The organism is Halomicrococcus gelatinilyticus (assembly GCA_024227995.1).
Lineage (GTDB): Archaea > Halobacteriota > Halobacteria > Halobacteriales > Haladaptataceae > Halomicrococcus > Halomicrococcus gelatinilyticus.
In genome coordinates, this window is the sequence record CP100465.1 from 1,090,817 (window position 1) to 1,102,908 (window position 12,092).

Here is a 12,092-nt window from a genome sequence, read left to right on the forward strand (position 1 = left end):
AAACGAGAAGGGCGTTGGGGTCGCTCAGCGCTCGACGACCGTCGCGCCCTTCCCGATCGCCGTCTGGTAGGCCCGCGCGTCGACGTCCGCCTCGGCGAACGCGTCGAGCATCGCGCCCGCGACCGCCCGACGGACGTCCTCCCGGCAGACCGCCAGCACGCTCGGGCCGGCGCCGCTGATGGCGACGCCCGTCGCGCCGGCGTCGAGGGCGGCTTCGCGCACCGCATCGTACCCGTCGACGAGCGACGCCCGCGATTCGGTGACCGCGCCGTCGCGCAGTCCGCGTCCGACGACCGCCGGGTCGTCGCGGGCCATCCCCGCCGTCAGCGTCGCGGCGTCGCCGACCGTCCGGACGTGGTCCGCGCGGGAGACGGAGTCGGGAATTACCTGTCGCGCGTCGCGGGTCGAGACGACTGTCTCCGGCAGGCACGCCACCAGCGGGACGCTGGCGTCGATCTGCGTGACGTCGTCGTCGGTGACGACGGTGAACCCGCCGAGGATAGCGGGCGCGACGTTGTCCGCGTGCGCCTCCCCGGAGACGGCCGCCTCCCCCTCGGCGGCGACGCGGACGAGTTCGCGGTCCGTCAGCCCGCAGTCGTAGCACTCGTTCAGCGCGACGGCGGCCGCGGCGGCGCTGGCCGCCGACGACCCCAGTCCCGAGGAGGGTCGGACTCCCTTGTCGATGCGGATGCGGGCCGGCGTCCCCAGCTCCTCGGCGACGACGCCGGCGGTGTTCTCCGTCGGGTCCTCCGGGACGTACCGACTTCCCACCCCCGTCGCCTCTATCGTCGTCCGTTCGGCGCGCTCGACGCGCACCACGTCGGCGGGCCGTCCGAGCGCCAGCCCGAACACGTCGAACCCGCTGCCGAGATTGGCGCTCGACGCGGGTGCCCGTACGGTGACCATGGACTACATTTAAAAACGACGACCAAAAACCTTCGCTTCGAACGGCCCGCTCTCCGGCGGTCGCGGCAATTTTTTCATCGCACGCTCCGGTCACCGAACTCCGTCGCACGACGAACTCGTGCTCCAGTCACTCCTCCGACGCGGCGACTTCCTCGCGCAGCGTCGCCAGCTCGGCGACGCGCTCGGCGTGGGCGTTGTGCTGGTGGATGGACTCGTCGTTGCTCTGTTTCATCGTCACGACGGCGTCGTCCGGCAGGTCGGGGAAGGCGTCGACGACGCCGTGGGCCAGGTCGCGCACGCAGTCCTCGACGAACTTGGCGTTCGCGTGCGCCTGGTAAGTCATGTGGTCCTCGTCCGGACGCTTGGCGAGGTTGTAGATGCGGGCGCTCATCGAGTCGCGCGCCACCTCGATGAGTTCGTGCATGTCGACCTCGGGCGCGCCGTTGGTCTCGACGGTGAGGGTGGCGTGGCCGCGCTGGGCGTGGCCGGCCTGCGGGACCTCGCGCAGGAACTCCCTGACCTCGTCCTCCTCGACGCCGAGGTCCTGGAGCTTCTCGCGGGTGCGCTCCTCCATCATCCCCTGCGAGCAGGGGCAGACGGTCATGCCGGTGACGCGCGCGCCGATCTCCTCGGTCGTCTCCTCCTCGGTGGCAGTGGCGCTGGCGACGATGTCGACCGTCGCCTGCGTCGGTCGCTCGCTTTCGGGCGTCTCGTCGCGCACCATGAACTCCGCCTCCATGCTGACCTCCGCCTTCGTCGTGTAGTCGTGCTTGGCGAGCAGGCGCTCGGCCGCGTCGCCACAGACGTCTTCGATGCGGTAGGTCGGCTCGCTCACGGCGTCCTCCAGCACCTCGTCGACGACCTCCATGTTCCGGCTCATGTCCGCACCCTTCCGCCAGCTCGGCAGGTCGACGAGCACGTCGAACTCCGCCATCAGGACGTAGGGACGTTTGTCGGGCCGCGCGACCTCGACGAGCTTCTCCACGCCGGTGACGCCGACGCGGTTCAGGCCGACCGTCACGTCGGGTTCCGTCGCCTGGACGTCAGGCAACTGCTCTTTCATTACGCCACACTTGTGCGAGCCGAAGTTAGAGCTTTCCGGTTCCGGAACTGAGACAGGTGAGACGCCGCCTCACGGCGGTCCGACGCCCGTCGGCGGCTTTTTGGGCAGGGGGAGCGAACGGCCGGGTGATGAACGTCGGAATCGTCGCCCAGCGCGGCAACGAGAACGCGACGGACCTCGCCGGTGCCCTCTGTGAGATGCTCGACGAGGAGGACGTCACCATCTGGGTCGACGAGGCGACCTCGGAGCACGTGGACGCCCGCGGCGTCGACGTCGACCGGATGACCGAGTGCAACCTCGTGGTGAGCATCGGCGGCGACGGAACCTTCCTGTTCGCAGCTCGCGGTGCCGGCGGGACGCCCATCCTCGGCGTGAACCTCGGCGAGGTCGGGTTCCTGAACGCGGTCGCGCCGGAGGACGCCGTCGAGGAGGTGCGCGAGACGGTCACCACCTACCGCGAGCGCGGGGCCGTCCCCTCGCGCGAGGCGCCGCGCCTCACCGCGTCCGGCGACGGCGACTGGTCGACCCACCCGGCGCTGAACGAGATCGTCGTCCTGGGTGCCCAGCGCGGCCACGGCCAGGGCGCGGAGTTCGAGGTCCAGGTCGACGGCACCACGTACGACCGGGGGCACGCCGACGGCGTGCTCGTCTCCACGCCGACCGGCAGTTCGGCGTACAACCTGAGCGAGGGCGGGCCGCTCGTCCACCCGGACGCCGACGGCCTGGTGCTCACCGAGATGTGCGCCCGCGACCCCATGCCGCCGCTGGTCGTCGACGCCGACAGCGACATCAGCATCCGCGTGTCGAACGCGCCCCACGCGGTCGTCAGCAGCGACGGCTCCCGCAGGCAGGTCGCCGTCCCCGAGACCATCAGCGTCTCGCTGACGCCCGAACCCGCCCGCATCGCCGGCCCGGCGACGGACTTCTTCGAGGCGCTCGGGAAGCTCGACTGACCGTCGCTCGGCCCCTGACGTTTTTCCGGTACCGGTCGACGTTGGCGACATGGACTGGGAGGTGCTCGTCTACGGGTCGTACGGGTACACCGGCGCGCTGGTCGCCCGGACGGCGGTCGAGTCCGGCTACTCGCCGACGCTCGCCGGGCGGACGACGGAGCGGGTCGAGCGACAGGCGACCGAACTCGACCTCGACCACCGCGCGTTCAGCCTCGAACACCGGACGGTCGTCGAGGACCAGGTCGCGGCGTTCGACGCGGTGCTGAACTGCGCCGGACCGTTCTCGGCGACCGCGGGACCGCTCGCGTCGGCGTGCATCGCGACCGGCACGGACTACCTCGACATCACCGGCGAGATAGCCGTGCTGGAGAGCCTCGCCGGGCGCGACGAGGAGGCCCGGAACGCCGGCGTCACCCTGCTTCCGGCGGTGGGGTTCGACGTCGTCCCGACCGACTGCCTGGCCGCCCACCTCGCGTCGCGGCTCTCGTCGCCGACGCGACTCACCCTCGCCATCGACGGCCTGGACACGTTCTCGCCCGGCACCGGCAAGTCCATGGTCGAGGGGCTCTCCCGCCCCGCCGCGGTCCGCGAGGACGGCGAGATACGCACCGTGCCGGCGGCGGCGGAGACTCGCCGCATCGACTTCGGGCGCGGGACGAAGACGGCGGTGTCCATCCCCTGGGGCGACGTCGCGACCGCCTACTACACGACGGGCATCCCGGACGTCCGGACGTTCGCCGCCGTGCCGGAGTTCGCCGTCGGACTGCTGCGGCGGACGCGTCCGCTCGCGCCGCTGTTCGCCTCCGCGCCGGTCCAGCGGGCGCTGAAGGCGCTCGTCGACGCGACCGTCTCCGGGCCGACCGCCGAGGAGCGCGCCCAGGACGTCGCCCGGGTCTGGGGCGAGGTGGTCGACGACGAGGGCGACCGGGCGGCCGCACGCCTGCGCACCCCGGACCCGTACGACCTGACCGCCCGGACAGCCGTCGTCGCGACCCAGCGCCTGGTCGCCGGCGAGGTCGCGGACGGCTTCCAGACGCCGGCGTCCGCGTTCGGCCCCGACTTCGTGCTGGAGTTCGAGGGCGTCGAGCGCGAGGACGCGACCGCGGGCGTGGGGGCGACGGCTGGTCCCGGGGACTGACGGCGACGAAGGACACTATCAACGCCCTTAATCGCGTCACCCGGCTAGACCGCTCTGAATGACTGCCGCCATCGAAACCGAGAATCTACGCAAACGATACGCGGACGTGCAGGCGCTCGACGGCGTCTCGCTGTCCGTTCCGGAGGGGAGCTTCTTCGGCCTGCTCGGGCCGAACGGGGCGGGCAAGACCACCTTCATCAACGTCCTCGTCGGTCTCGTCCGGCGGAGCGGCGGCCGCGCCGAGGTGTTCGGCCACGACGTCGAGGACGACTACCAGCAGGCCCGCGACGCAATCGGCGTCGCGCCCCAGGAGTTCAACGTCGACCGGTTCTTCCCCATCCGGGAGGTGCTGGAGCACAAGGCCGGCTACCACGGCATCCCCGAGGCGGAGGCGCGCGAGCGCGCCGACAGGGTGCTCGAACGCGTCGGCATCTACGACAAGCGGGACACGCGCTTCGACTGGCTCTCCGGCGGGATGAAGCGGCGGTTCATGCTCGCGCGGGCGCTCATCACCGAGCCCGACCTGCTCATCCTCGACGAGCCGACGGCGGGCGTCGACGTGCAACTGCGCCACGACCTCTGGGACCTCATCACCGACCTCAACGAGTCGGGGACGACCATCCTGCTGACGACCCACTACATCGAGGAGGCCGAGCGGCTCTGCGACGAGGTGGCCATCCTCGACTCGGGGTCGCTGCTGACGGTCGCGACGCCGGAGGAGCTGATGGACCGCGGCCCCGACCGCATCACGGTGACGCTGCGCGACCCGCCGGCCTCCGCGCCCGCCGTCTCCTCGCTGCCGTCGGTCGCCGACGCGGACCACGACGTCGAGTCGGTCGACGTGGAGGGCGACCAGCTCGTCGTCACCGCGCGCCAGGGCGGACTCGTCGCGCCGGACCTCGTCCGCGACCTCGACCGGGACGGCCACGAGATAATCGACCTCGACATCTCGCGGACGTCGCTGGAGGAGGTGTTCGTCGAGATGACCCGCGAGGCGGAGGGCGACGACGCCGGAGAGGCGGACGACGAGGCCGCGGCCGACCCCGAGCCTGCGGTCGCCAGCGACGGAGGTGAGCGGCCGTGAGTCTCGTCTCCGGGCTGACGGGGTTCAAGACGCTCACGAGACGGGAGATCCTGCGGTTCCTGCGCCGGCCGCGCAACACGTTCGTCCCGCCGTTCGTCACGAACGTCCTCTACTTCGCCGTGTTCGGCGTCATCCTCGGGGACCGCGTCGGCGTCGTCCGGGCCGACGGCCAGGCCATCCCCTACATCCTCTACATCCTGCCCGGCCTGGTCGTCCTCGGGGCCATCTCGAACGCCTTCGAGAACTCCTCCTTTTCCATCTTCCACGGCCGCTGGAACGAGTACATCGAGGAGGCGCTCACGTCGCCGATGTCGTACTCGCGGATGGTCGCCGCCTACATCGTCTCCGGCGCGACCCGGGGGCTGCTCGTCGGCGCGCTCATCGCCGTCATCGGCGCGTTCTTCACGCCCGTCGGCGTCGCCCGCCCGCTGTACCTCGTCGCGTTCGCGCTCGTCGTCACCCTGCTGTTCTCCAGTTTCGGGGTCGTCGGCGGCCTCTGGGCGGAGGACTGGGACAACCTCACCATGATGAACCAGTTCATCGTCCGCCCGCTCGTGTTCTTCGGCGGCATCTTCTACTCCATCACGGAACTACCGTCGCCGTACCAGGAGCTGTCGCTGCTGAACCCGATGGTGTACATGGTCAACGGCGTCCGCTACGGCTTCCTCGGCGTCGCGGAGGTCGACCCGACGCTGTCGCTGGTCGTCCTCGCGGCGCTGACGGGCGTCGTCGTCGCCGTCGACGTGGCCCTGTTCCAGCGCGGGTACGGCCTGACGGACTGACCGCGAACGCGGCTTTTTTCGGCGCTGCTGATAACCACCGAGTATGCCCGAGGAAGACGACCCGCTGGCGTGGGAGACGCTCGACTCCACCGTCTCCTACTCCTGCCCCGGCTTCGACGTGGTGACCGACGACGTGCGCCTGCCCGACGGGACCGAGACGGCGTACGACTACCTCTCCGAACCCGAGAGCGTGGTCGTCCTGCCGTTCACGCCGGATGGCGAGGTGGTCGTCATCGAGGAGTGGCGGCAGGCCGTCTCGGGCGTCTCGCGGGGGCTGCCGGTCGGCGGCGTCGAAGCCGAGGACGCGGACCTCGCCGCGGCCGCTCACCGCGAACTGACGGAGGAGACGGGCCACGAGGCCGAGCGCGTCGAGCACCTCACCACCGTCGAACCCGCCAACGGCATCGCCAACTCGGTGCTGCACTTCTTCGTCGCCCGCGACTGCACGCCGACCGGCGCGCAGGAACTCGACCACAACGAGAGCATCCGCCCGGACACGACGACGTTCGAGGCGCTGCGCGCGGCGATCGCGAACGACGACGTACGCGACGGCCGGACTGCGCTCGGCGTCCTCTACTACGACGCCTTCGGCGACGGGGGCGGGAACTGACGGGGGGATTATCACCGGGAAGGTTCTGAAGACCAGATCCGAAGTCCGACAACGATGACTAGCAGATAACAGACAAACCCGAGGACGATGGCTAGTGTCTCATCGTTTGTCCATTGGTGGATAACGTACGTCACCAGTAGCATCACTGGTGCCCCAAGAGCGATCAGTCGTCGTGTTCTCACCTCCCGGATTGCTTTTTGCTCCCGAGTCCGTTCGCCCATACTTTTCGGGCGAGAAAGAGAGAGATAAATATTGTGCCGTCACCAGCATCGAGTCACGAAAACCAACGGCAGAAAGGACGGTAAACTGTAACCTACCACCGAGCCACCTGTTTTGCGAAAGACATTTATCTGGTCGCGAAAGATACAGTAGCCGAACGGCTCCCGTCGCCCTCCAGCCGGAGACGTCCTGGAAAACGGGAGCTGTGATACAACCATGAAGCTTAGAGTAATCGCAACCCTGATACTGGTCATCGGCGCCGTCCCGATGGCGACGGCGTACGCGGCCCCCGCGAGCGACGCCGCCGCATCGACCGCGCCGGTACCGAACGCACAGGAGACGAGCGCAGCAGACGAATCGAGCGCGTCGGCCGACGGCGACGCTGACTACACGAAGCTCTACATCGAGAGCGACCACGACCACCCGGAGCTCAAGCCGGGTGAGAGCGGCGAGTTCACCATCACCGTGAAGAACGGCGAGGACGAGTCGGTGGAAGTGAACCCGCACCTCTACGTGTCGCCCGTCGGTGAGGACCGCGTGAAGAAGTCGTGGGTCACCATCGAGGGTGACACCACGATCGACGCCGGCGAGAAGGAGACGTACACCGTGACCGTCGAGGTCCCGTCCGACGCGAAGAAGGGCTACTACAACGGGCAGGTCGCGTTCACGGACGAGACGGTCGCCTACCCCGGTCGCCCCGCTCGCCCGGTCCACGCCGCGAGCATCAGCCTCGAAGTCTGGCGCCCGCCGACGGTCGAGATCGTCTCCAACACCTACCTCCGCGGCCAGGTCGAGGCCGGTGACAGCATGACGAAGCAGATCGTCATCGAGAACTCCGGCGACCAGGCCGTTCCCCTGAGCCCGCAGCTCAAGAGCGAGCGCCGCTACGGCGGTTCGAGCTCGTCCGTCGACCCGTCGTGGGTCGACATCGACGCGCCGAACCAGATCGCGGCCGGTGAGACGGAGACCGTCACCGTGACGGTCTCGACGCCCGAGGACGCCGATAACGGCCGGTACGACGGCAACCTCGACCTCGGCCTGAAGGACCCCGCACGCAACGACCAGAACAGCTACTGGCAGGAGGTCAGCCTCAACTTCGAGGTGTGGAGCCAGCCCGAAGAGCCGATGACGACCTCCTTCCAGGTCAGCGAGGACGCCGAGGACGTCACGCTCACGCTCTCGCCACGGTCCGCCATGTACGGCCAGAGCAGCTCCGACAAGCAGTCGAGCTTCGACGTGACGTTCGTGAGTCCGAGCGGTGAGACCGTCGAGGCCAACCGCGTGAAGGTCTCGGACCGCGGCCACGTCGACCTGAGCGACACCGACGACCCGTCCGTCGTCGAACAGGGCGACTACGCCGTCCGTAGCGGTGGTCAGGAGTTCGTCTACCGCGTCGACGACCCCGAGGCCGGCAGCTGGGACGTCCAGATCATGCCGGAGAACACCATCGGGTTCAGCTACGAGATCGCCCGCAACGAGTCGTCCAGCTAACCGTCGACCCGGTCAGGTCAACGGTATCTGTCGCTTTTCTTTCGGTGCAATCGGAGAACGGGCAGCTGCCGGGCTCGTCCTCGAAACGACTCCAGAAACCGCGAGCGGTGGTTACTCGTCCGTCTCCGTCGCGAGTTCGTAGTCCGCGACGGCGCGCGCGTCCTCGCCGACGTCGGGGTACGTGAGTTCGAACGTCCACGTGCTCCCGGCGGCGAGGTCGGCGACTTCGGCCGTCGAACTGTCCAGAGCGGTGCCGTCTTCGTCGAGGAAGGTCGCTTCGACGGTGACCGCTTCGAGCGGGGCAGTCCCGTCGTTGCGGACGGTCCCGACCACGGCGGCGAGTTCGCTCTCCGAGCCGGCGTTCTCCCGGGTCAGTTCGTGCTCCACCAGTTCGACGGCCGGTGCCGTCGTGGTCGTCGTGTCGGTCGTCTGCCCGGCCGACGTCGTCGTCGAGCCGGTCGCGTCGGTCGTCGTACTGTCGTCTGGCGATGTGTTCCCGCCGCAGCCGGCGAGAACGGTCGCTCCGAAGAGCGACAGGAGGGCTCTGCGTCGCATGGCTGGAGAATCGGTCAGGGAAGTGATAAAGATGTCGCGTCCGGCCGACGAACGGAACCCTTACCGTCGCCCTCCGGTTACTCCGCGACGATGACCAGAGAGGTCTTCGAGATACGCGACCAGGACGGCGCGGGCCGCATCGGCGAGTTGACGGTGCCGCGAGCGGGCGTGACCGTCGAGACGCCCGCCCTGCTCCCGGTCGTCAACCCGCACGTCCGGACCGTAGAGCCCGCCCGCCTCGAATCCGAGTTCGGCGCGGAGATCCTCATCACCAACTCCTACATCCTCTACGGCAGCGACGACTTCCGCGAGGACGCGCTGGACCAGGGCCTCCACGACCTGCTCGACTTCTCGGGTGCCATCATGACAGACTCCGGCTCCTTCCAGCTCGCCGAGTACGGCGAGATCGACGTGACGACGGCGGAGATACTCCAGTTCCAGCACGACGTCGGGTCCGACATCGGCACGCCGGTCGACATCCCGACGCCGCCGGACGCCCCGCGCGAGCAGGCCGAGTCCGAACTGGCGACGACCCGGGAGCGACTGGCGGTGGCCGAGGACGTCGACGTCGGAGACATGCTCGTCAACGCGCCGGTCCAGGGCTCGACGTACGCCGACCTTCGCGAGCGGGCGGCCAGCGACGCCTACGCGACGTCGCTGGACGTGTTCCCGGTCGGCGCGGTCGTCCCGCTGATGAACGAGTACCGCTACGCCGACATGGTCGACGTCGTCGCCGCCGCCAAGCGCGGGCTGGGCGTGGACGCGCCCGTCCACCTGTTCGGGGCCGGTCACCCGATGATGTTCGCGCTCGCCGTCGCGATGGGCTGTGACCTCTTCGACTCCGCGGCCTACGCCCTCTACGCCCGCGACGACCGCTACCTCACGGTCCGCGGCACCGAACACCTCGAAGACCTCGACTACCTCCCCTGCTCGTGTCCCGTCTGCGCCGAGCACACCCCCGACGAACTGCGAGCCTGCGAGGACCGCGAGCGCGAGCGCCTGCTCGCCGAGCACAACCTGCACGTCACGTTCGAGGAGCTTCGCACCGTCAAGCAGGCGTTGCGCTCGGGCAACCTGCTCGAACTGGTCGAGAACCGCGCCCGTGCCCATCCGGCGATGCTCGACGGCTACCGCGCACTCTGTGACCACGCCGACCAGCTGGAGCTGTCGGACCCGACCGTCAAGGGTTCGTTCTTCTACCTCTCCGGGGAGAGCGCGGCGCGTCCCGAGGTGGTCCGCCACCACGAGCGCCTCGCGCGCCTGGACCCGACGGGCGAGGTGCTTCTGACCGAGGGCAATCCGAGCGACAACTTCGACGAGTCCTGGCGCGTCGTCCCGCCCTTCGGACCCTTCCCGCGCGCGCTCTCGGAGACGTACCCGCTCACCGCGGAGACGCCCGAACGCATGGACACCCGCGGATACCGGGCGGCCGCCCGCGGCGTCGCGCGGCTGGTCGCCGAGAACCGCGACTGCGAGTTCACGCTGGCCCACCACGCCTGGCCCGCGTCGGCGCTGGCGCTGGTCCCCGACGCGGTCCGGGTGGTCGACCTGAGCGAGGAACACTGACCACGCTCGACGACGAGCGACGACGAGCGACGAAGGGGCAGCGTCGCCACTGCGGGCGTGGTACGCGGAGGAGGGGGACCAGTCGCGGGAAACCGTCACTGCTACTCCAGAACCGTCGGAGAGTTACTGGTACTCCGTGATGGTCAGGTCGTAGCTGCCCGACCCGCTGTAGGAGTCCACGTTTATCTGCATGTCCGTCGAGTCGTCGGGGTCGTCGATGGTGATGGCCTCCTGGCTGTTCGTGCTCGTGGAGGCGTAGTCGTGGTCACTCGGGGCCGCGTTCGCCGTGGTGCCCGTGTTGACGTAGAGGTCGAAGTCGGCGTCAGCCGGGCCGTCGAGGACGACCTCGACCCTGCTCGGGTTGCTGTACTCCCACGCCCACGTCCAGTCGTCGTAGTCGGCGTAACTCGACAGCGAGTCGGAGACCGTCGTGCTCGTCGAATCGCCGTCACCGCCGCCGCCGCTGTCGGACGGGTCGGTGGTGACCGCGGCGTACGCGTCGACCTGGCCACTGCCCTGCTCGTCGCTGGAGAGACCGACGTCCTCGGCCGTGTTCTTGAGGTGGCTGCGGAGTTCGGCGTTGGTGAGGTCCCACTTCGCGAGGGTCAGCCCCGCGACGCCGGACGTCACGGGGGTCGCCATCGAGGTGCCCGACAGCGTCTCGTAGCTCCCGCGAGTCTCCGTGGTGGTCGAGAGGACGTCCACGCCGGGCGCACAGAGTTCGACCTCGCTACCGTACTGGGAGAACGACGCCAGGTTCTCGCCGTCGTCGACCGCCGAGATGGCCATGCACTCGCTGTACGCCGCGGGGTAGCTCACGCTACCGGTTCCGTCGTTGCCCGCCGCGCAGACGACCAGGCTGCCGCTGTCGTAGGCGTAGGAGACGGCGTTCTTCATCGTGTCCGTGTAGCCGCCGCCACCGAGGGACATGTTGATGACGTCGGCACCCTGGTCGGCGGCCCACTCGACGGCGTCGGCGATGTCGGACGTCGAACCAGAACCGTCCTCGTCGAGCGCGCGGCCGTTGACGAGCGAGGAGTTCCCCTGCCCGGAGACGCCGGTGCCGTTGTCGACGACGGCCGCTGCACACCCGGAGACGTGCGTGCCGTGGTACTCGTCGGACGGGACGTCGGGGGCCGGGTCGGAGTCGTCGTCGACGAAGTCGTACCCGGGGTCGGACCGGTAGTTCTCCGCGAGGTCGGGGTGGCTGTACTGGGCGCCGGTGTCGACGACGGCGACGGTGACGCTGGCGTCGCCGAGCGTCGTGTCCCAGGCCTGGTCGGACTTGACCTGCTGGGGCGCGTACTGCTGGTCGAAGTCGGGGTCGCTCGGCGTGTACTGGGTCTGCAGCGTCTCGTTCTTCTCGGCGTACTTGATGCCGTCCTTCGACGTCACGGCGTCGACGAAGTTCTCCCGGGCAGTCGCGTTCCCGGGGAACTTCACCGCGACGTATCGGAGCGTCTCGTTCTTGTGGACGACTTCGGCGTTGCCGGGGACGTGCTGGGCGACCGTCCGCTCGACGTCGCCTGCACCGGCCGACACGCCGACCAGTACCTCGTCCTCCTTGGCACCCGGTTCACGGCCCGGCGTCGCGGCCGTGACGCCGCCGAGCGCCGCCGCGGCACCGGCCGCGCCAGTCGCTTTCAGGAACGTACGTCGGTCGAATCTATCGTTGTCGTCTGGCATGCAACGAACTAGCAACTAGGTGGAGAGTATTTAAATTTT

The 12,092-nt window shown here is 69.1% G+C and carries 11 protein-coding genes; 7 read left to right on the forward strand and 4 right to left on the reverse strand.

All coding sequences use genetic code 11. From position 1 onward, the window contains the following. Positions 1-24 precede the first annotated feature (24 nt). A complete protein-coding gene (locus NKT36_RS05870; RefSeq protein ID WP_327053023.1) occupies positions 25-906 on the reverse strand; it encodes a homoserine kinase in 882 nt (293 codons plus the stop codon). 127 nt (positions 907-1,033) lie between these two features. Beyond that, complete coding sequence (gene mptA / locus NKT36_RS05875; protein WP_327053024.1) at positions 1,034-1,969, reverse strand: GTP cyclohydrolase MptA; 936 nt, start codon at positions 1,967-1,969, stop codon at positions 1,034-1,036. Positions 1,970-2,097: 128 nt separating this feature from the next. Between mptA and NKT36_RS05880 the strand changes: the two genes are divergently transcribed. The 6 genes from NKT36_RS05880 (at position 2,098) to NKT36_RS05905 (ending at position 8,246) form a co-directional block, all read left to right on the forward strand. After that, positions 2,098-2,922 carry an NAD(+)/NADH kinase gene (locus NKT36_RS05880; RefSeq protein WP_327053025.1) on the forward strand — a complete coding sequence of 275 codons (825 nt, stop codon included), beginning with the start codon at positions 2,098-2,100 and terminating at the stop codon, positions 2,920-2,922. A 49-nt stretch (positions 2,923-2,971) separates the two neighbouring features. Further along, a complete protein-coding gene (locus NKT36_RS05885; RefSeq protein ID WP_327053026.1) occupies positions 2,972-4,060 on the forward strand; it encodes a saccharopine dehydrogenase family protein in 1,089 nt (362 codons plus the stop codon). 58 nt (positions 4,061-4,118) lie between these two features. After that, the gene (locus tag NKT36_RS05890; protein ID WP_327053027.1) at positions 4,119-5,144 is read left to right on the forward strand and encodes an ABC transporter ATP-binding protein; all 1,026 of its coding nucleotides are present in this window, start codon (positions 4,119-4,121) and stop codon (positions 5,142-5,144) included. Next, positions 5,141-5,926, forward strand: a complete 786-nt coding sequence (locus tag NKT36_RS05895) for an ABC transporter permease (protein ID WP_327053028.1) — start codon at positions 5,141-5,143, stop codon at positions 5,924-5,926. The genes NKT36_RS05890 and NKT36_RS05895 overlap by 4 nt, the downstream gene beginning before the upstream one ends. Positions 5,927-5,969: 43 nt before the next feature. Next, positions 5,970-6,536 (forward strand): NUDIX hydrolase, encoded by a 567-nt coding sequence (locus NKT36_RS05900; RefSeq protein WP_327053029.1) that lies wholly within the window; start codon positions 5,970-5,972, stop codon positions 6,534-6,536. Positions 6,537-6,971: 435 nt separating this feature from the next. After that, positions 6,972-8,246, forward strand: coding sequence for a COG1470 family protein (locus NKT36_RS05905; RefSeq protein WP_327053030.1), 1,275 nt, complete (start codon positions 6,972-6,974; stop codon positions 8,244-8,246). A 111-nt stretch (positions 8,247-8,357) separates the two neighbouring features. On the opposite strand, the gene NKT36_RS05910 is transcribed toward NKT36_RS05905, so the two are convergent. Further along, on the reverse strand, positions 8,358-8,801 hold the full coding sequence (locus tag NKT36_RS05910) for an FxLYD domain-containing protein (RefSeq protein WP_327053031.1): 444 nt from the start codon (positions 8,799-8,801) through the stop codon (positions 8,358-8,360). A 90-nt stretch (positions 8,802-8,891) separates the two neighbouring features. Between NKT36_RS05910 and tgtA the strand changes: the two genes are divergently transcribed. After that, positions 8,892-10,367, forward strand: coding sequence for a tRNA guanosine(15) transglycosylase TgtA (gene tgtA, locus NKT36_RS05915; RefSeq protein ID WP_327053032.1), 1,476 nt, complete (start codon positions 8,892-8,894; stop codon positions 10,365-10,367). A gap of 123 nt (positions 10,368-10,490) precedes the next feature. Here the strand turns inward: tgtA and NKT36_RS05920 are convergent, their stop codons facing one another. Next, complete coding sequence (locus tag NKT36_RS05920; protein WP_327053033.1) at positions 10,491-12,053, reverse strand: S8 family peptidase; 1,563 nt, start codon at positions 12,051-12,053, stop codon at positions 10,491-10,493. Positions 12,054-12,092 lie beyond the last annotated feature (39 nt).

Bases quoted from the DNA above. Each gene is read 5' to 3' on its own strand.
- NKT36_RS05880 (WP_327053025.1), top strand. From the start codon at position 2,098: ATGAACGTCGGAATCGTCGCCCAGCGCGGCAACGAGAACGCGACGGAC.
- NKT36_RS05870 (WP_327053023.1), bottom strand. From the start codon at position 906: ATGGTCACCGTACGGGCACCCGCGTCGAGCGCCAATCTCGGCAGCGGG.
- NKT36_RS05885 (WP_327053026.1), top strand. From the start codon at position 2,972: ATGGACTGGGAGGTGCTCGTCTACGGGTCGTACGGGTACACCGGCGCG.
- NKT36_RS05905 (WP_327053030.1), top strand. From the start codon at position 6,972: ATGAAGCTTAGAGTAATCGCAACCCTGATACTGGTCATCGGCGCCGTC.
- NKT36_RS05900 (WP_327053029.1), top strand. From the start codon at position 5,970: ATGCCCGAGGAAGACGACCCGCTGGCGTGGGAGACGCTCGACTCCACC.
- NKT36_RS05890 (WP_327053027.1), top strand. From the start codon at position 4,119: ATGACTGCCGCCATCGAAACCGAGAATCTACGCAAACGATACGCGGAC.
- NKT36_RS05920 (WP_327053033.1), bottom strand. From the start codon at position 12,053: ATGCCAGACGACAACGATAGATTCGACCGACGTACGTTCCTGAAAGCG.
- tgtA (WP_327053032.1), top strand. From the start codon at position 8,892: ATGACCAGAGAGGTCTTCGAGATACGCGACCAGGACGGCGCGGGCCGC.
- NKT36_RS05910 (WP_327053031.1), bottom strand. From the start codon at position 8,801: ATGCGACGCAGAGCCCTCCTGTCGCTCTTCGGAGCGACCGTTCTCGCC.
- mptA (WP_327053024.1), bottom strand. From the start codon at position 1,969: ATGAAAGAGCAGTTGCCTGACGTCCAGGCGACGGAACCCGACGTGACG.